We start from the raw sequence: 18,553 nt of genomic DNA on the forward strand, positions 1-18,553 counted from the left end.
GGCACTATGCCGGAAGTCACGAATGAGTTGATGTACGAGTTGCTGAAGCGCGTGCATCACGAAATTGGTGAGCTTCGTCAGGATGTTTCCGAAACGAAACGGGAATTGAATGTAATGCGAGGTCACATGGTGGCAACGCAAAGTGACATCCACAACATCTATGGCATTCTCGCCCGCCAGGATGATCGACTTGAACGCATAGAACGCCGTCTCGACCTGCGCGATCTTGCCGAAGCACAGAGGCCTTACGAACCAAAATGAAAACAGCCGTCGTCCTCCTGCCTGGCCTCAATCGCGACCGCGACATGATCGCGGCGCTGACCAAGATTTCCGGACAGGCGCCGGCAACCGTCTGGCAGACCGATACCGAAATCCCCGATGTCGATCTGATCGCCATTCCCGGCGGCTTTTCCTTCGGCGACTATCTGCGTTGCGGCGCGATCGCGGCGCGCATGCCGGTGATGCGGGCAGTGGCCGAGAAGGCGGCCAAGGGCGTGATGGTTATCGGTGTCTGCAACGGGTTCCAGATTCTGGTCGAGGCGGGATTGCTGCCGGGTGCGCTGATGCGCAACACCTCGCTGAAATTCGTCTGCCGGCAGGTCAAGCTCGAGATCGCCAACGCCAACACCATGTTCACCCGCCGCTATCAGCCGGGCCAGATCATCCGCTCGCCGGTGGCCCATCATGACGGCAATTACTTCGCCGACGCCGAGACGCTTGCCCGCCTCGAAGGCGAAGGCCAGGTGGTGTTCCGCTATGCCGAAGGCACCAACCCGAACGGCTCGATCAACGACATTGCCGGTATCATCAACGAACAAGGCAATGTGCTCGGCCTGATGCCGCACCCCGAGAACCTGATCGAAGCAGCGCATGGCGGCAGTGACGGCAGGGCGTTGTTCGAAGGCGCCTTGGGCATTGCCGCTTGAAGTTTGCAACCGCAACCTTAAGAATTGCGGCAATTCAAAATCATAGGGTGAGGGAGAGACGGTCATGAAACTCTATTCGCGGCCGTTGTCGCCCTACTCGTCGATCGTGCGCGCACTGGCCTATATCAAGGACGTGCCGCTCAAGATCATCGCGCCGCCGCCGGGTTTTCCGATCCCCGAAGAGTTTCGGGCCATCTCGCCGATGAACCGCATTCCGGTGCTGATCACCGGCTCGGGCGAAACCATCGTCGAATCGGTGGTCATCGCCGAATATCTCGAGGAGCGGTTTCCGGAACCGGCGCTGTTGCCGCCCGATTCCAAGGACCGCGCGCTGGTGCGCATGTTCGCCCGCATCACCGACCTCGACGTGTTGACGCCGACAATGAAGCTTTTCGAGCTGCATTTCATGCCGAAGCGCAACAATGCCGAGATCGAAGCCCAATTCGCCCGTCTCCACCATGGGCTGGCGGCCATCCAGGCGCGGATGGCGCAAGGCCCCTTCGCGCTCGGCAGCGACATCAGCTTTGCCGATGCCTGGCTGACGCCGACGCGGTTCATCTTCAACAATTTCCGCGCCATGACAGGTCGCCACGACCTGCTCGACGCCTATCCCAAATTCGATGCCTATGAGCAGATCGCCTCGCAGCATCCCGCATTGTCCAGGGTATGGGGCGAGATGACAGACGGCCTGAAGATCTTCCTGTCCGAACTCGAGATGGGTGCCGCTTGATCAAGAGCAAGACGGTCGCCTTCGTCGCCGCGGCAGGCTTTGCCCTGGCATCGTGCCAATCGACCCCGAAGAGCACGCCTGTGCCCTCGGGCAAGAGTGCTGCGCTGCTGGCCATGGAACAGGTCGCGATAGCAGCCCACAAATGCTGGATCGCCAGCAAGGATCCGGCCTTCAAGCAGTATCAGATGGCCAATGAGCTGAACTCGTTCAGCGGCACGCCGCGCTTCCTTCTGGTGCCGGCCAAGCACTATGGCGGCAAACCGTTGCTGGTCGTGCAGGCGCAGGGGAATTCAAGCCGTGTCGACGTCTTCGGACCGTTGATGAACGACCCGCTCGGCGGCCGCATCAGTTCTGATATCGCGCGCTGGCAGGCGGGCAATCCGACCTGCGCAGCCACCGCTTGAGCCAGCCATGGGCCGGTTCCTGCAGATCGCGGGATTGGTTGTTGGCCTGATCGCGCTCGTCCTGCAGTTCTCGATCACCATTCCGGCATCGATGGAAGCGGGCCGCGGCCTGCTCGGCTCGATCGTGTTCTATTTCAGCTTCTTCACCATCCTGACCAACATTGGCGCCGTGCTGGTCCACATCTCGCTGTTGTCATCCAGCGGCTATGCCTGGCTGCCTGCCTTTGCCGGCCCCCGGATGCGCGCGTGCGTCGCGGTCTCGATCACCCTGGTCTTCATCGTCTATGCCACGGTACTGGCGCGGCTCTGGCAGCCGCAGGGCCTGTTCCTGCTCTGCGACGTCCTGCTGCACTATGTGACGCCGGTGCTGTTCGTGCTGTGGTGGCTGATATCAGGCGCCGACGGCAGAACGCGATGGAGCGACGTCTCCTGGTGGGTTGTCTATCCCATCGCCTATCTGGTCTATTCGCTGGCGCGGGCGCCGCTGGCGGGCGAGGTGCCCTACCCCTTCCTCGATATCGCCAAGAACGGCGTCGGGAGCGTCACTGTCGCGGCGCTCGCCATCACCGCGCTGTTCCTGGTGATATGCGTCGTCGCCGTTTTCATCGATCACGGTGTCGGGCGCCTCAGGAGAAAAGGCCACCGATAGACCGGTCGCTATTCCCACAGCGGCTTGATGCCCTCGCGGTGGGCGTCGCAGCGCGAGATGCCGATGTCCTTGAGCTGATCGTCGGTCATCTCCAGCAATGCCAGCCGGCCGCGCCGGCGCTCCAGCAGATGGCCGATCCATTTCGCCAGCGACCTGACCACTTGCACAAGCCGGCTGGCGAAGCCGCGCTGCCCGGACGGGCGGGTCGGCTGGCCGAGCAATTCGGTCGCCGAGTGGCGGAATGTTGCGATTGTATCCATTTTCTTTCTGCCAAAATTATCGATTGCACCCTTTTTAGTGCCTCATTGATATGTATTGACTCCCGAAACGGTGCAATATAGAAAATTGTCACCATGACAAATTGGATTCCAGATCTCACGGGTTCAGGTCCGCTGTATCAGCGCCTCGCGGATTCCATCGAGGCGGATATCGACCGGGGAGTGATCGGCGCGGGGGCAAAACTGCCGCCACAGCGCGATCTCGCCTACGACATCGGCGCCACTGTCGGCACGGTCGGGCGGGCCTATCAATTGCTGCGTGAGCGCGGCCTCGTCAGTGGCGAGGTCGGACGGGGGACCTATGTGCTCGGCGAAAACATTGCCATTACAAAGCCAGAGGCGCCCGACGCCAGCGTCGAAGGAACGCGTTATGTCGACGCCCCCAAGGACAAGCTGCGGTTCGACAGCACGGCAGCCCCCGACATTGGCCAGGGCGCCATTGTCGCCGACGTGCTCTCGCGTGCCGCGCAGGACCATCCGCATGAGATTTCGAGCTACACGCGCGATTTTCCTGATCGCTGGTACGAAGCCGGCGCCCGGTGGCTGTCACGAAACTCCTTCCGGCCAACGACCGATACAATCGTCCCCACCCTCGGCACCCATGCCGCGGTGATGGCCGCGATCGCGGCCCTGACCACGCCCGGCGACTATGTCGCCTTCGAGCACCTCACCTACTCGCAAATTTCCCGCAGCGCCGGCCTGATCGGCCGGCGCACCGCGCTGGTGGCATCGGACGATGAAGGCCTCGATCCGGCGGATTTCGAACGCGTCTGCGCACAAAAGCACCCCAAGATGGTCTTTCTGATGCCGACGGCGCAGAATCCGACCCTGGTGACCTTGTCACCGGCGCGCCGCGAGGCCATCGCGCGTGTCGCCCGTGAATACAACGTCATCCTGATCGAGGATGACCTCTACGGCCATCTGACCGACGATCCGACACCGCTGCTTGCCGAATTTGCGCCCGAACGCACCATCATTGCCGGCGGCCTGTCGAAATCGGTCGCCGCCGGTCTGCGTGGCGGCTGGCTGTCCTGCCCGCCCGCCTATCGCCATCGCATCCGCGTCGCCCACAAGATGATGACCGGCGGCATGCCGTTCCTGTTGGCGGAGGTGAATGCCCGGCTGGTGCTTTCCGGCCAGGCCAGCGAAATCCGCAAACGCAGCATCGCGGAGATCGGCGCCCGCATGTCCATTGTGCGCGAAAGCTTGGCAGGCTTCTCATTCAAATCGCACGACAAAGTTCCGTTCGTCTGGCTCACCCTGCCCGATCCCTGGCTTTCCGGCACGTTCAAGAATGCCTGTCTCGAGCACGGCGTGCTGATCGACGACGAGGATGAGTTCAAGGCGGGGCGCTCGGAGCGGGTTTTCCATGGGGTGCGCTTCGGCGTTTCGCAGCCGAGGCGGCGCGAGGATATTGCCGGCGGCGTCGCGGTAATCAGGCGGCTGCTGGACGAGGGCCGCGCGGGCTACGACAGTTTTTCCTGAACCTTTCGCGGCCACCCGCCCTGCTTGCCTCAATATGCCGCCCTGCGAAACCGGGACTTGTCAGCACCGGACCCGGATCAGCCTTCGGCCTTGAAGTTCTTGGCTTCCTTCTCGGCCTTGTCCTTGCCGTGCTTCTCAGCCAATTCCTTGGCCTGCCGGGGCGAAACGTCGGTGGTCTCCGCGATATGGAGGGCCTCCTTGTCCGAGAGGCGATTGTCGTTCTTGCCTTGCTTGGTAGCCATCGTGCTGTCTCCTGGGTGATAGGGACCTAACGGCTGGGACATCATGGCGTTCCCCATTTGACTTTGCAGGGCTGCAATAGCTGGCGGCGTCTTTCGTCGCGTACGAAAGACCCATCGGGGTCATCACCCTGTTGCTTTCTGCCTTTTTCCTCCGCCGACGGGTGTATCGGCCGCAAAGCTTGCGATAAGAGGAGACTCAAAATCCCTGCTCCATGGACATAAATCGCCGCCCATGACCATTTCCAATTCCGTACCGATCACATCAGAGCTCATCGCCGCGCATGGGCTGAAGCCCGACGAATATCAGCGCATCCTCGACCTCGTCGGACGCGAACCGAGCTTTACCGAACTCGGCATCTTCTCGGCGATGTGGAACGAGCACTGCTCCTACAAATCCTCGAAGAAATGGCTGCGCACCTTGCCGACCACAGGTCCGCAGGTCATCCAGGGCCCGGGCGAGAATGCGGGCGTGGTCGACATCGGCGACGGCGACTGCGTCGTCTTCAAGATGGAAAGCCACAATCACCCCTCCTTCATCGAGCCCTATCAGGGTGCGGCGACCGGCGTCGGCGGCATCTTGCGCGATGTCTTCACCATGGGCGCGCGGCCGATCGCGGCGATGAACGCGCTGCGCTTCGGTGCTCCCGACCATCCCAAGACCAGGCATCTCGTCGCCGGCGTGGTTTCGGGCGTCGGCGGCTACGGCAATTCCTTCGGCGTGCCGACGGTTGGCGGCGAGGTCAATTTCGACGCCCGCTACAACGGCAACATCCTGGTCAACGCCTTCGCCGCAGGCCTTGCCAAGACCAATGCCATTTTCCTGTCCGAAGCCAAGGGCGTCGGCCTGCCTGTCGTCTACCTCGGCGCCAAGACCGGCCGCGACGGTGTCGGCGGCGCCACCATGGCGTCGGCCGAGTTCGACGACAAGATCGACGAGAAGCGCCCGACAGTGCAGGTCGGCGACCCCTTCACCGAAAAATGCCTGTTGGAGGCCTGCCTCGAACTGATGGCCTCGGGCGCCGTCATCGCCATCCAGGACATGGGTGCGGCCGGCCTTACCTGTTCTGCCGTCGAAATGGGTGCCAAGGGCGACCTCGGCATCGAGCTCGACCTCGACAAGGTGCCGGTGCGCGAAGAGCGTATGAGCGCCTACGAGATGATGCTGTCGGAAAGTCAGGAACGCATGCTGATGGTGCTGCGTCCCGAAAAGGAAAAGGAAGCCGAGGCGATCTTCCACAAGTGGGGCCTCGACTTCGCCATCGTCGGCAAGACCACCGACGATCTGCGCTTCCGCGTGCGGCACCAGGGCGACGAGGTCGCCGACCTGCCGATCAAGGACCTTGGCGACAAAGCACCGGAATACGATCGTCCGTGGGTCGAGCCGAAGAAGCGGGCGCCGTTTGCCGCCAACGATATCCCGCAGGCCGATCTCGCCGATGCGCTGTTGAAGTTGCTCGGCGGACCGGACCTGTCGTCACGCCGCTGGGTGTGGGAACAGTACGACACGCTGATCCAGGGCAATTCGCTGCAGCTTCCTGGCGGGGATGCCGGCGTGGTGCGGGTCGAGGGCCATCCGACCAAGGCGCTGGCTTTCTCCTCCGACGTGACGCCGCGCTATTGCGAGGCCGACCCTTATGAGGGCGGCAAGCAGGCGGTGGCCGAATGCTGGCGCAACCTGACCGCCACCGGCGCGCTGCCGCTCGCCGCCACCGACAATCTCAATTTCGGCAATCCCGAACGGCCGGAGATCATGGGCCAGCTGGTCGGCGCCGTGAAAGGCATCGGCGATGCCTGCCGGGCGCTCGGCTTCCCAATCGTGTCCGGCAACGTCTCGCTCTACAACGAAACCAACGGCCAGGGCATCCTGCCGACACCGACCATCGGCGGCGTCGGCCTGATATCGGACTGGTCGAAGATGGCGCGGATCGGCTTTGCGGCGGAAGGCCAGATGATCCTGCTGGTCGGCGCGCCGGCTTCCTGGGGCACGCATCTTGGCCAGTCGGCCTATCTCAGGGATATCCACGGCCGCAACGATGGCCCGCCGCCTCCGGTCGATCTCGAGCACGAGAAGCGCGTCGGTGACCATGTGCGTTCGCTGATCGCGTCCGGCATCGTCACGGCGGCACATGACGTCTCAGACGGCGGCATTGCGGTGGCCTTGGCCGAAATGGCGATGGCGTCCGGCATCGGCGCGACCGTTCCCGGGCTTGTCGGCACCGATCCGATCCCGGTCTGGTTCGGCGAAGACCAGGGCCGCTATCTCCTGACGCTGTCGATCGATCCGCATGGCGATGAATGGGATGCTATCCGCAAGCAGCAGGGCGAACTCGGCATCTTCGCGCCGTGGATCGGCTCGACGGGAGGCAACGCGCTGAAGCTCGGCGATGCCAGGGCAATCCCGGTCAGCGATCTGACCGCCGCCCATGAAGGCTGGTTCCCCCGCTTCATGGACCAGGCCAGTTGACGAGAGCATGATCCCGAAAAGTGGAAACCGGTTTTCGGAAGAAGATCCTGCTCAATCATAAGAAACTGGCCGTACGGGCGCTGCTTGCAGTCGTCTTCTGGCCGTCGCTGTTCTTCTTCTGGTGCCTCGGGCCGTTCGTCTTCTTCCTGCTGTCGACGACCTCGAGTGAGGTTTGTACCAGGCTGGAAACACGCGCGGAGTTTCTGGCCGCGGCCAATGATACGCTTCCGATGCTTGTCCTGCAGAACCTCATCTATGGGGTTCCGATCGTCTGCCTGGTGCTCTGGAACCGGCTGCTGCCGGAGCCAACGCGGGCAAGGCACGTCGTCACCTGCATCAAGCTTTTCGCCGTCTCGGCTGTTTTGGGAGCCTTGTGGGAGTATGGGTCTTCGCTTGTCTGCGATGGTTACGGCCAGCCGTTCTTCTCGTCAGCCTGGCAAATGACCAGCTATCTGCCGATTGCCAACCTGGCGGTCAACATCCCGCTCTACGTGCTGGTCTTCAGCCTCGGCCGTGCCTTTTCGATGCGCGAGGACGAGCCGGCGCAGGGACCGGGCGAAACCATCTCCTGAGCACCAACAGAACGGACACTGGACGGAACCGCTTCAATCCGGATTGGAAAGGCTCTAGGCTTGGCCGACTCTCATCGCACGGGCCGCCGCGCCGCCGCCCTCCCGAAACAGGAAATTCTGCAATGGCAATGGACGCGCACGACATCGAAAAACTGATCAAGGACGGCATCCCGGACGCTCGCGTGACGATCCGCGACCTCGCCGGCGATGGCGACCATTACGCGGCCGAAGTGGTGGCCGAGAGCTTTCGGGGAAAAAGCCGCGTTCAGCAGCACCAGATGGTCTATGACGCGCTGAAGGGCAATATGGGTGGCGTACTGCACGCGCTGGCGCTGCAGACCAGCGTTCCCGACTGAGGCATTTCCCGCCGACACGCTTGGCCCAAAACGGCCCATTCTTTGCGCCATTCGGGTGATGGCATGGCTAAAGTCTTGTTTCGGGCAACCTATGGGTTTATTTGAAAGACATGCTTCGAGCCTGACTCCCACGGGCGTGAAAGGATATTCCATGAGCGGTATCAACGACTACATCGACAATGAAGTGAAGGGCAACGACGTCGTCCTTTTCATGAAGGGCACGCCCGGCTTTCCGCAATGCGGGTTTTCCGGCCAGGTCGTCCAGATCCTCGACTATATCGGCGCCGACTACAAAGGCGTGAACGTCCTGGATTCCGCCGAATTGCGCCAGGGCATCAAGGACTATTCCAACTGGCCGACGATCCCGCAGCTCTACGTCAAGGGCGAATTCGTCGGCGGCTGCGATATCATCCGCGAAATGTTCCAGGCTGGCGAATTGCAGACCTTCCTCGTCGAGAAGGGCGTGAGCGTCAAAGGCGCCGCCTGACTTCGGTTTGGGCCATGTCGATATCGACATGCCCCCGACCACCAGGGCTGCCCCACCCCGGCAGTTTTTACATCCCGGATTCCGGGATCAGCACGAGCCAATGCGCCGGCCCGCCGGCGCGTTTTCGTTTGAGAGATCGGACTTGCCGTGGACCAGCAGAAATCAGCGCCGCAAGGGGCAAGCACCTTGCCCGGGGCAAGCCAATTGCCCATTCCGCGCTGGGAGTTCATCGCGCTCTGCGCGGCGCTGATGGCGCTCAATTCGCTGGCTATCGACATCATGCTGCCGGCGCTGCAGCAGATCGGCGCCTCGCTCGGCGTCGAGAATGAAAACCACAGGCAATATGTGGTCACCGCCTACATACTGGGTTTCGGCGGCGGCCAGTTGTTCTTCGGGCCGATCTCGGACCGTTACGGGCGCCGTTCGCCGCTCGTCGCCGGCCTGATCATCTACGTGGCGGCCGCCGCCGCGGCCGCAATCGCGCCGAGCTTCGAGACACTTTTGATATGCCGCGCCGTGCAAGGCATCGGCGCGGCCGCCACGCGCGTGATCGCGGTCTCGATCGTGCGCGATACATTCGACGGCCGGCGTATGGCCGAAGTCATGTCGCTGATCTTCATGGTGTTCATGGCCATTCCGGTCGTGGCGCCAGGCATTGGCCAGTTCATCATGCTGTTCGCGACCTGGCACTGGATCTTCGTCACCATGGCCGTCGGCGCGCTGGTCGTGTCGGCATGGTCGCTGCTGCGCCTGCCCGAGACGCTGCATCCCGAGTATCGCCGGCCACTGACGGTTTCCTCCATTCTCGGAGGCTTCCGCATCGTGCTCACCAACCGCATCGTGCTCTGCTATGCCTTCGCCAGCACGTTCATCTTCGGCGCCATGTTCGGCTTCATCGCCTCGGCGCAGCAGATCTATGTCAACATCTTCAACGTCGGCGAGATGTTTCCCGTCATCTTCGCCGGTGTCGCCGGCGTGCTCGCCTTCTCCAACTATCTCAACTCGCGCCTCGTCGGACGTATCGGCATGCGCCGCCTGTCGCAAGGCGCGCTGCTGCTGTTTCTGGTGATCAGCCTGGCCTGGCTCGTGGTTTCACTGGAAATGAAGATGCCGCTCTGGCTGTTCATCACTTTCTTTGCCGGTGCCATGCTGCCGTTTGGCTGCCTAGGCGCGAATTTCAACGCGTTGGCCATGGAGCCGCTCGGCCAACTGGCCGGCACGGCGTCGTCCATTCTGGGTTTCATGCAGACGTTTCTCGGCGGCATTCTCGGCACGCTGATCGGCCAGGCTTTCAACGGCACGGTGACGCCGCTGGCCGCCGGCTTCTGTAGCGTCTCCGTCGCGGCGCTGCTGATGATCCTGATTGCCGAGCGCGGCAAGATGTTCCAGCCGCAGAACGCACCCGTCTCAGGGCACGTCACCGACCTGCACTGACTTGTCGTTTGCGGGTGGTCAGGATGTACCTTCGAGCGACGCCGTGAAGCGAGGAGAAAGCATCCGCCCCGCGATCGCTCCACCCATGCCATCTGAAAAGGGCAACGGCAAATCGTCGTCGAGCGCCTTGAGGATGGATGCCACGAAGGCCCGGCCGAGCTGGGAATCGGTTCCCAGGTCGGAATAGGTGGCACGAGGCTTGCCGATCAGGGTGCCGTTGCGGCGGAGCGAGAACCGCAGCGTCAAGGACATGCCCGCGGTTCCTGGCGGCGGCCGCCAGCATGCATAGATGGCGTCCGACATCTCCTTGATGGTGTCGATGGGATCGGTGCTACGGCAGGGATGCTCTTGCGAGAGTGCCCCGTTGCAATTCGCAAACAAGGCAAGTGCCGCAAAAACCGCGAACCGACGTTTCATTCGGGAGCCTCCGCCAAACGCACCGATTCAACCCGCACAACCCAACAGTTCAAGCCACAGGAATTGATCCTATTCCGCCCACAATTCGTGGCGCAGGTCCTGCCAGCTGTCCTGGTCCGGTGCGACAAGCAGACCGCCGTCGACATGGGACGGCAGATAGGCGCTGCCGTCGATGCGCGCGGCATGGCCGCCGGCTTCCTGGTGGATCAGCACGCCGGGCAGATGATCCCAGGGCATCAGCTTGTTGTAGACGACAAAATGCGCATGTCCGCTGGCCAGCAAGCGATATTCGTGGGCGGCGCAGCGATAGCCGAATTGCGACAGTGCCTTGGTCTGGTTACGAGCGAGGCGTGAGCGCTCCGGCTCGTCGAGATATTGCCAGGATACCGCGCCCGTCATTTGCGAGATCGGCACGGGCGCCGCTACATGCACTTTCTCCAGGCTGCCATGGGCATGCCTGATATGGCTGCCGGCGCCTTTGGCGGCGATGAGCCAATCCTTGCCGACCGGATCATGGATGATGCCCGCGACCGTCTCGCCCCTGACCACGACCGCCAGCATGACGCCGAACAGCGGCACGCCGGATGCGAAATTGAAGGTGCCGTCCACCGGATCGACGGTGAATGCCAATTCGGCATCGCCCAAGCCATCGAGCAGCGCCGGATTGTCGGAGCAGGCCTCCTCGCCCACGACCATGGCCGACGGATAGCGCTCGCGCAGCCTGGCGGTGATCAGCCGCTCGGCGTTGACATCGGCTTCCGTCACCAGATCGGCGGCGGAAGTCTTCTGCCTGATATCGCCATCGCCCAATCGGCGAAAGCGCGGCATGATTTCAGCGTGGGCTGCCTCGGCCAGAATCCCGGCCAGCCAGTCGATGGCGGTATCGTCAAATGTCATCGGAAATGTCTTGCCTGATCGCGAGGGTTTCATTGAGGGCGGCGAAATCGAACAGCTTTCGGTCGAGCAAATGCGACGGCCTGGTGTTGGACAGGGCGCGGATCATCGTGTCCTTGCGACCAGGCATGCGCTTTTCGATGTCCTCGAGCATCGCCTTCATGGCGTTGCGCTGCAGCCCTTCCTGGCTGCCGCAGAGATCGCAAGGGATGATCGGGAATCGCATCGCGGCGGCGAATTTTTCCAGATCGACCTCGGCGCAGTAGCTCAGCGGCCGCAACACCATGACGTCGCCGTCGTCGTTGAGCAGTTTTGGCGGCATGGCGGCAAGCCGACCACCGTGGAACAGGTTCATGAAGAAGGTTTCGAGGATGTCCTCGCGATGATGGCCGAGCACCAGCGCCGAACAGCCCTCCTCGCGGGCGATCCTGTAGAGATGGCCGCGCCGCAGCCGCGAGCAGAGCGAGCAATAGGTGCTGCCTTCGGGGAGCTTGTCGGTGACGACCGAATAGGTGTCCCGGTATTCTATCCGATGCGCGATGCCGTTGGCGTCGAGATAATCGGGCAGGATATTCTTTGGAAAATTCGGCTGGCCCTGATCGAGATTGCAGGCCAGCAATTCGACCGGCAGCAGCCCGCGCCATTTCATGTCGAGCAGCAAGGCGAGCAGACCGTAAGAATCCTTGCCGCCCGACAGCGCCACCAGCCAGCGCTCGCCGGGCTTCACCATCGAAAAGTCCTCGATCGCCTGGCGGGTCTGCCGCAGCAGCCGCTTGCGCAATTTGTTGAACTCGACCGACGACGGCACCTCGGCGAACAGCGGATGGGAGCCGCCTTCGGCGGCTGGTTCAAGCGTTTCGATGTCTGGCTGCATGTTCATGGCACGGCGGCCCCTGAATGTGACTTCCGCCCGGATTAGCGCATCGGCCGCAAAATCGAAACGGCAAAGCGGATGCCCGAAACAAAAAGGCCGCCTCGAAGGCGGCCTTTCCGATATCGCAGAAAGACGTTCGCTTAGCGCGAATAGAATTCGACGACCAGGTTCGGTTCCATCTGCACGGCGAACGGAACGTCCGCGAGGCCGGGGATGCGCGAGAAGGTCGCGACCATCTTGTTGTGATCGGCTTCGATGTAGTCCGGCACGTCGCGCTCGGCGAGGCCCACCGATTCGAGGACGATGACCAGCTGCTTGGACTTTTCGCGCACTTCGACGACATCGCCCGGCTTGCAGCGGTACGAGCCGATGTTGACGCGCTTGCCGTTGACGTTGACGTGGCCGTGGTTGACGAACTGGCGGGCGGCGAAGATGGTCGGCACGAACTTGGCGCGGTAGACGACCGCGTCCAGACGCGACTCGAGCAGGCCGATCAGGTTCTCGGAGGTGTCGCCCTTGCGGCGATCGGCCTCTTCATAGACCTTGCGGAACTGCTTTTCCGAAACGTCGCCATAGTGACCCTTCAGCTTTTGCTTGGCGCGCAGCTGCAGGCCGAAGTCGGAAAGCTTGCCCTTGCGGCGCTGGCCATGCTGGCCGGGGCCGTATTCACGCTTGTTGACCGGGGACTTCGGGCGGCCCCAGATATTTTCGCCGAGACGGCGGTCGATCTTGTATTTCGCGGATTCGCGCTTGCTCATCGCATTCCCTTTTCAAAACGACACACCCGGCACCTCATGGTCCGGGTGAAGGAAACGCGCCCTCCTCTGGCCTCCGTTTTCGAGACCTGACAGGATTTTCCCACGCAACGCGGCGGAAAACCCACGGGACACGTCAGTTCAAACAAGATCGGAAACAGCTATCGTGACAGATCTTGCGTATACAAAACAAACACCGGACATCGCTGCCCGGCGTTGGCGCCTGATTAAACCGAGATTTAACCGATGTCAAGTTCGTGAGTGGCGCGGCGCGGCGCAAACAGTATAGCGTTCAAGGCGTTGATGCGATGCCGGATGTGGCGGGAGGTTTTGCGCCAGCGGTACCAGGAAGGGACTGGAGCTAGAGAGCCTGATTGCATGAAGAAGTTCCTCCTACCCTGGCAGGTGCCGCGGTGCTTGCAGGGTTGATGGTGCTCGTCCCGGAACCGGCCATGGCGCCATTGGCACGGCCATAGGCAGGTCTGCCGGGTCATCGTCAAAAAGAGAGGTGGTGTGGCGGCATGGTCATCGCAGGCTGATCGTCGAGAGAATACGGCACTGCCACCGCTGGTAGGCTGTTCCGCACAACAATCCCACGGGCAGCGCATGTCGCTGGCCCTTTTTCATTCCAAGGTAGTCGGGCTCGAAGCGCTCAAGCCTAGGATTTTTTCTCCGGTAGACCCTTGCGCTTCGTCTCGGCGAATTCCTCGAGCTGCTTTTCATTCATCGATTCGTACATGCCCTTGGAAGCGCCTTTGAGCTCGCTTTTCTTGGTCTCGCCGCGCTTGGCGGAGAGTGCGGCGCCGGCGGCCTTCTGCTGGGCTTTCGAGGTGGCTGGCATGGCGAGGTCTCCTTTTGCTGTCAGGAGAAACGCCGCGCTTCGGCGGCGGTTCCAGCGCCAATGGCTCATTCCCGATCCGCTCGGCGCCAGCCGGTGGCCGCCCTTGGCGATTTTCGTTGGCAGCCTTCCCGTGTCCGGAACCCCAGTGTAGGACGGCTGAATGAAATCTCTGACCGATCCCTCACAGGCTCTCTCCACTGGCCTGGCGAAAATCCGCACCGAATTGCACGTGCCGGATGGATTTCCGGCTGATGTCGTTGCCGCAGCGGATGCGGCGGCCAAACGTGTGCCCGACCAGCATGCCGATCGAAGGGCGATGCCCTTTGTCACGCTCGACCCGGCTGCCTCCACCGATCTTGATCAAGCATTCTCGATCGAGGCGAGCGGCAGTGATCTTCTGCTGCATTATGCCATTGCCGACGTGGCCTGGTTCGTCGAGGACGGCGACACGGTGGATCTCGAAGCCTGGACGCGGGGCGAGACACTTTACTTGCCGGACGGCAAGGCCGGGCTCTACCCGCCGGTGATTGCCGAGGGTGCGGCAAGCCTGTTGCCTGATGGACCGCGTCCAGCTGTCATCTTCACGGTTCGGGTTGCGCAGGATGGTGCGACGAAGCTGGACGGCGCGGAGCGGGCAATCATTCAAAGCCGCGCCAAGCTCGCCTATGACAGCGTGAAGGCTTCCGACGTTCCGGCCGGCTTTGCCGAAATGGCGCGGCGCATGGCAATGAACGAAAAGCGTCGCGGGGCTTCCCGCGTCGATCCACCCGAGCAGGAGGTGGAAAGGCTCGCCGATGGCACATACCGGCTTTCGTTCAGACCGCTGCTGCAATCCGAGCAGGACAATGCCGCGCTTTCGCTGGCCGCCAACATGGCGATTGCCGATGCCATGCTTGCGCATCACACCGGTTTGTTCCGGGTGATGTCGGGGCCGGATGCGTTCAAGGTTCAAAGACTGCGCAACGCGGCACAGGCTCTCGGACTGTCCTGGCCGGCCTCCACCGGTTTGCGAGACTATCAGCGAACCCTCGATCCCACCGATCCGCGACAAGCAGCGTTGATGCTGGAAATCCGCCATGCAAGCCCCGGCGCGTCCTACCAGCCCTATCAGGACGGCGTTGTCCCCTGGCATGAGGCCATGGCCGCCACCTATGCCCATGCGACAGCGCCACTCAGGCGACTTGCCGATCGCTATGTCGTGCGCTGCGCGCTGGCGATCGCCAACGGCCAGCCCGTGCCCCAGGCTGTCACCGACGCGTTCGCCAGGTTGCCGAAGGCGATGGGACGTGCCGATAGCCGCGCTTCGCTGATCAACCACGCGGCCATCGACCTTGCCGAGGCGGTCATGCTGGAGGGGCGCGAGGGTGAGACGTTCAAAGCCGTCGTCACCGACGTCGTCGACCATGGCGTGCGCGTTCAGCTTGCCGACATGCCTGTCGTTGCAAACGTAAAAGCCTCGGGGCTCAGACAGGGCGAAGATCTGAAGCTAAGGCTGGTCCTGGCTGATCCGGATCAACGCAGCATCGTCTTCGAACCTGTTTGACAGGCAGACGTTGCCCACTGTCTAGCGCACGGTCAGTCCAAAGCCCTGCATCAGGCGGCTGACGGCGAAATCCGCCTTGCCCGAGGTGAACACCGCTATATCGGGTTCGCCTTGCGGCAGCGCTCCATCGATGGGCGGCAGCAGCGAGAGGGCTCGCCGTGCGATCGCTTCGGCCGGATCGATCCAGTCGACCGGCCAGGGCGCGGTCTTGCGCATGCGATTGACCAGAAAGGGATAGTGCGTGCAGGCCAGCACGACGATGTCGGTGCGCATGCCGTCGCGCTCGATGAAGCATGGCGCGATCTCGGCGCGTACGGCCTCCTCGTCGACGAAGCCCTCGCGCATATAGGCTTCGGACAGGCCCGCCAGCCTGTCGCTGCCGACCAGGCGGACATGGCATTTCTGTGCCCATTTGCTGATCAGGTCGCGCGTGTATTGCCGCTTCACCGTGCCTGGCGTCGCCAGCACCGAGACCAGGCCCGAGCGCGTGCGCTCGGCCGCCGGCTTGACCGCAGGCACGGTGCCGACGAAGGGATGGCCAGGAAATCTTTCACGCAGCGCGTCGATCACCAGCGTCGAGGCGGTGTTGCAGGCGATGACCGAAATCGCCGGCGCGAAGCGGTCGAGCAATTTGGCGAACAGCTCCAGTATATGGGTCCGCAGTGCCGGCTCTTCCCAGGCGCCAAAGGGAAAAGCGGCATCGTCGGCGACATAGATGAAGCGCCGGTCGGGCATCAGGACGCGCGCCTCGCGCAGCACGGTGAGCCCGCCGACGCCGGAATCGAACATCAGGATCGGCTGGTCAGTCATTGTCTGTTCCCTTGCCGCCCAGCGGCGGCGTGTCGGTATCGTCGCCATTGGCGTCGGGGAGTTGATCAGCCGCATCCACCTTGCGAGCACGCGCGGCCGCCGCCGGCAATCGCCGGGGATCGTCGCCCGGAGAGCCGTCGCCGCGCGGCATGGCCGGCGAGAACCTGTCCAGCGACGAGATGATGCCGCGCAACACCTTGAGCTCCGGTTCGGCGAAGCCGGGCCGCGTCAGCACGGCGCGCAGATTGTCGACCATTTTCGGTTTCTTCGGCGCCGGTCGGAAATAGCCGCGCGCTTCCAATGCGCCCTCCAGATAAGCGAACAGGCCGTGCAATTCCTCTTTGCTGGCCGGCTTCATGTCCGGGCCGGAGAAATTGGTCTTGGTCTCGTCCTCCAGACCCGACTTCATCCACTCATAGGACATCAGCAGCGCGGCCTGGGCGATGTTGAGCGAAGAGAAATCGGGATCGACCGGAAAGGTGACGATCTCGTCGGCAAGGCCGACCTCGTCATTGTAGAGACCGAAGCGCTCACGGCCGAACAATATGCCGGTGCGCTGCCCCATTCCGTGACGGGCACGGAGCACCCTGCCCGCTTCCACCGGGCCGCGCACGGATTTGAAGCCGTCGCGCTGCCTGGCGGTGGTGGCGAAGACGAAGTTCAGGTCGGCGAGCGCCGAGGCCAGATCCTCGTAAACGGTGACGGCGTCGATGACATGGTCGGCACGGCTGGCGGCGGCGCGCGCCTTCTCACTCGGCCAGCCGTCACGCGGATTGACCAGGCGCAGCTCGACCAAGCCGAAATTGGCCATGGCGCGGGCGACCATGCCGATGTTCTCGCCGAGCTGCGGCTCGACCAGGATGATCGCCGGGCCGACGGCTGCGGGGTTAGCGGAATCTTTGGAGATGGGCATGATTGTCAATGAACTGCTGTTTGCGGCATTTCAGCGTCCCCTGCCATATTCGGCCGCGAAAATGAAGCATTCGCAAATGACGGCGGCCATGCCCTTACATTCGTGACCGATCGCCGTTTGCGTGGCCAAAAGCGCTTTGATATACGGGCGGCATCCCCCGGCCAACGCCACGCGGGCAAGGCCGTCCCAATCCCAGCAACGAGGCATTCTTTCCATGGCGAAGATCAAGGTGGCGAACCCGGTCGTCGAACTCGACGGCGACGAGATGACCCGCATCATCTGGCAGTTCATCAAGGACAAGCTGATCCACCCTTATCTCGACCTCAAGCTCGAATATTACGACCTCGGCATCGAGCACCGCGACGCAACCAACGACCAGGTGACCATCGATTCGGCCAATGCCATCAAGAAATACGGCGTCGGCGTCAAATGCGCGACCATCACCCCCGACGAGCAGCGCGTCGAGGAATTCAAGCTGAAGAAGATGTGGAAGTCGCCGAACGGCACCATCCGCAACATTTTGGGCGGCACCATCTTCCGCGAGCCGATCATCATGAAGAACGTGCCGCGACTGGTGCCCGGCTGGACCAAGCCGATCATCGTCGGCCGTCACGCCTTCGGCGACCAGTACCGCGCCACCGATTTCCGTTTCCCCGGCAAGGGCAAGCTGACGATCAAGTTCGTCGGCGAGGACGGCCAGGTGATCGAGCACGACGTGTTCGACGCGCCCGGCGCCGGTGTCGCCATGGCCATGTACAATCTCGACGAGTCGATCCGCGAGTTCGCCCGGGCGTCGCTGAACTACGGCCTGCTGCGCAACTACCCGGTCTACCTGTCGACCAAGAACACCATCCTCAAGGCCTATGACGGCCGCTTCAAGGATATCTTCCAGGAGGTCTACGAGCAAGAATTCGAGGCCGAGTTCAAGTCGAAGAAGCTGTGGTACGAACACCGCCTGATCGACGACATGGTGGCGTCGAGCCTGAAATGGTCGGGCGGCTATGTCTGGGCCTGCAAGAACTATGATGGGGACGTGCAGTCCGACACGGTGGCGCAAGGCTTTGGCTCGCTCGGCCTGATGACCTCGGTGCTGATGACGCCGGATGGCAAGACCGTCGAAGCCGAAGCCGCGCACGGCACCGTCACCCGCCACTACCGCCAGCACCAGAAGGGCGAGGAAACCTCGACCAATTCGATCGCCTCGATCTTCGCCTGGACGCGGGGTCTCGCGCACCGCGCCAAACTCGATGACAATTCCGAGCTGAAGCGTTTTGCCGAGACGCTGGAAAAGGTCTGCATCCAGACCGTCGAGTCCGGCTTCATGACCAAGGACCTGTCGCTCCTGATCGGCCCCGACCAGCCCTGGCTCTCCACCACCGGCTTCCTCGACAAGATCGACGAGAATTTGCAGAAGGCGATGGCGTAAGTACCCGCGGTTCCAAATGCCGAAGGCTCCGAAAGGAGCCTTCGCTTTTTGGG

General features: G+C 62.4%; 22 protein-coding genes. 13 read left to right on the top strand and 9 right to left on the bottom strand.

The features are described from left to right. Window positions 1-6: 6 nt before the first annotated feature. The 5 genes from EN845_RS01765 to EN845_RS01785 all read left to right on the top strand — a co-directional run bounded on the left by EN845_RS01765 (window position 7) and on the right by EN845_RS01785 (window position 2,709). Complete coding sequence (locus tag EN845_RS01765) at window positions 7-261, top strand: hypothetical protein (protein ID WP_127280765.1); 255 nt, start codon at window positions 7-9, stop codon at window positions 259-261. Further along, window positions 258-926 carry a phosphoribosylformylglycinamidine synthase subunit PurQ gene (purQ, locus tag EN845_RS01770; protein WP_127280766.1) on the top strand — a complete coding sequence of 223 codons (669 nt, stop codon included), beginning with the start codon at window positions 258-260 and terminating at the stop codon, window positions 924-926. The genes EN845_RS01765 and purQ overlap by 4 nt, the downstream gene beginning before the upstream one ends. Window positions 927-990: 64 nt before the next feature. Beyond that, window positions 991-1,656, top strand: coding sequence for a glutathione S-transferase family protein (locus EN845_RS01775; protein ID WP_127280767.1), 666 nt, complete (start codon window positions 991-993; stop codon window positions 1,654-1,656). Next, window positions 1,653-2,060, top strand: a complete 408-nt coding sequence (locus EN845_RS01780; protein WP_127280768.1) for a hypothetical protein — start codon at window positions 1,653-1,655, stop codon at window positions 2,058-2,060. Before EN845_RS01775 ends, EN845_RS01780 begins: the two co-directional genes overlap by 4 nt. 7 nt (window positions 2,061-2,067) lie before the next feature. Further along, on the top strand, window positions 2,068-2,709 hold the full coding sequence (locus tag EN845_RS01785; protein ID WP_127869554.1) for a Pr6Pr family membrane protein: 642 nt from the start codon (window positions 2,068-2,070) through the stop codon (window positions 2,707-2,709). 8 nt (window positions 2,710-2,717) lie between these two features. On the opposite strand, the gene EN845_RS01790 is transcribed toward EN845_RS01785, so the two are convergent. Continuing rightward, entirely contained in the window at window positions 2,718-2,969 is a 252-nt protein-coding gene (locus EN845_RS01790; protein WP_127279750.1) for a DUF1127 domain-containing protein, read from the bottom strand. Window positions 2,970-3,062: 93 nt separating this feature from the next. Between EN845_RS01790 and EN845_RS01795 the strand changes: the two genes are divergently transcribed. Next, window positions 3,063-4,472 carry a PLP-dependent aminotransferase family protein gene (locus tag EN845_RS01795; RefSeq protein ID WP_127279751.1) on the top strand — a complete coding sequence of 470 codons (1,410 nt, stop codon included), beginning with the start codon at window positions 3,063-3,065 and terminating at the stop codon, window positions 4,470-4,472. 77 nt (window positions 4,473-4,549) lie between these two features. On the opposite strand, the gene EN845_RS35270 is transcribed toward EN845_RS01795, so the two are convergent. After that, window positions 4,550-4,714, bottom strand: a complete 165-nt coding sequence (locus EN845_RS35270) for a hypothetical protein (RefSeq protein ID WP_167531216.1) — start codon at window positions 4,712-4,714, stop codon at window positions 4,550-4,552. Window positions 4,715-4,946: 232 nt separating this feature from the next. Between EN845_RS35270 and purL the strand changes: the two genes are divergently transcribed. From purL to EN845_RS01820, 5 genes are all read left to right on the top strand, one after another. Beyond that, window positions 4,947-7,178: a phosphoribosylformylglycinamidine synthase subunit PurL gene (purL, locus tag EN845_RS01800; protein WP_127869555.1), complete on the top strand. Its 2,232-nt coding sequence runs from the start codon at window positions 4,947-4,949 to the stop codon at window positions 7,176-7,178. Between the two features lie 20 nt (window positions 7,179-7,198). Beyond that, window positions 7,199-7,750 (top strand): hypothetical protein, encoded by a 552-nt coding sequence (locus tag EN845_RS01805; protein WP_245464455.1) that lies wholly within the window; start codon window positions 7,199-7,201, stop codon window positions 7,748-7,750. Between the two features lie 122 nt (window positions 7,751-7,872). Continuing rightward, a complete protein-coding gene (locus EN845_RS01810; RefSeq protein ID WP_015318146.1) occupies window positions 7,873-8,106 on the top strand; it encodes a BolA family transcriptional regulator in 234 nt (77 codons plus the stop codon). 151 nt (window positions 8,107-8,257) lie between these two features. After that, window positions 8,258-8,593, top strand: coding sequence for a Grx4 family monothiol glutaredoxin (gene grxD, locus EN845_RS01815; RefSeq protein ID WP_013895877.1), 336 nt, complete (start codon window positions 8,258-8,260; stop codon window positions 8,591-8,593). A 210-nt stretch (window positions 8,594-8,803) separates the two neighbouring features. Beyond that, window positions 8,804-10,027 (top strand): multidrug effflux MFS transporter, encoded by a 1,224-nt coding sequence (locus EN845_RS01820; RefSeq protein ID WP_167531241.1) that lies wholly within the window; start codon window positions 8,804-8,806, stop codon window positions 10,025-10,027. An 18-nt stretch (window positions 10,028-10,045) separates the two neighbouring features. Here EN845_RS01820 and EN845_RS01825 read toward each other — a convergent pair whose 3' ends face one another. The 5 genes from EN845_RS01825 to EN845_RS01845 all read right to left on the bottom strand — a co-directional run bounded on the left by EN845_RS01825 (window position 10,046) and on the right by EN845_RS01845 (window position 13,808). Continuing rightward, window positions 10,046-10,444, bottom strand: a complete 399-nt coding sequence (locus tag EN845_RS01825; RefSeq protein WP_127869556.1) for a cell envelope integrity protein TolA — start codon at window positions 10,442-10,444, stop codon at window positions 10,046-10,048. A 69-nt stretch (window positions 10,445-10,513) separates the two neighbouring features. Continuing rightward, complete coding sequence (locus EN845_RS01830) at window positions 10,514-11,341, bottom strand: inositol monophosphatase family protein (protein WP_127281100.1); 828 nt, start codon at window positions 11,339-11,341, stop codon at window positions 10,514-10,516. Continuing rightward, window positions 11,331-12,218, bottom strand: coding sequence for a tRNA 2-thiocytidine(32) synthetase TtcA (gene ttcA, locus EN845_RS01835; RefSeq protein WP_127869557.1), 888 nt, complete (start codon window positions 12,216-12,218; stop codon window positions 11,331-11,333). Before ttcA ends, EN845_RS01830 begins: the two co-directional genes overlap by 11 nt. A gap of 134 nt (window positions 12,219-12,352) precedes the next feature. Next, window positions 12,353-12,970: a 30S ribosomal protein S4 gene (gene rpsD, locus EN845_RS01840; RefSeq protein ID WP_013895883.1), complete on the bottom strand. Its 618-nt coding sequence runs from the start codon at window positions 12,968-12,970 to the stop codon at window positions 12,353-12,355. A gap of 655 nt (window positions 12,971-13,625) precedes the next feature. Further along, window positions 13,626-13,808 carry a DUF3008 family protein gene (locus tag EN845_RS01845; protein ID WP_015318153.1) on the bottom strand — a complete coding sequence of 61 codons (183 nt, stop codon included), beginning with the start codon at window positions 13,806-13,808 and terminating at the stop codon, window positions 13,626-13,628. A gap of 160 nt (window positions 13,809-13,968) precedes the next feature. Between EN845_RS01845 and EN845_RS01850 the strand changes: the two genes are divergently transcribed. Then, a complete protein-coding gene (locus tag EN845_RS01850) occupies window positions 13,969-15,351 on the top strand; it encodes an RNB domain-containing ribonuclease (protein WP_127279223.1) in 1,383 nt (460 codons plus the stop codon). Window positions 15,352-15,372: 21 nt separating this feature from the next. On the opposite strand, the gene murI is transcribed toward EN845_RS01850, so the two are convergent. Together murI and EN845_RS01860 are read right to left on the bottom strand one after the other, a co-directional pair. Then, entirely contained in the window at window positions 15,373-16,161 is a 789-nt protein-coding gene (murI, locus tag EN845_RS01855) for a glutamate racemase (protein WP_127279224.1), read from the bottom strand. Beyond that, window positions 16,154-17,074 (bottom strand): RNA methyltransferase, encoded by a 921-nt coding sequence (locus EN845_RS01860; RefSeq protein WP_127869558.1) that lies wholly within the window; start codon window positions 17,072-17,074, stop codon window positions 16,154-16,156. Before EN845_RS01860 ends, murI begins: the two co-directional genes overlap by 8 nt. 214 nt (window positions 17,075-17,288) lie before the next feature. Here EN845_RS01860 and EN845_RS01865 point away from each other — a divergent pair, with 214 nt between their 5' ends. Next, window positions 17,289-18,500 carry an NADP-dependent isocitrate dehydrogenase gene (locus EN845_RS01865; protein WP_127869559.1) on the top strand — a complete coding sequence of 404 codons (1,212 nt, stop codon included), beginning with the start codon at window positions 17,289-17,291 and terminating at the stop codon, window positions 18,498-18,500. Window positions 18,501-18,553: the final 53 nt, after the last annotated feature.

The sequence above is a fragment of the Mesorhizobium sp. M8A.F.Ca.ET.202.01.1.1 genome (assembly GCF_004791595.1).
Taxonomy (GTDB): Bacteria; Pseudomonadota; Alphaproteobacteria; order Rhizobiales; family Rhizobiaceae; genus Mesorhizobium.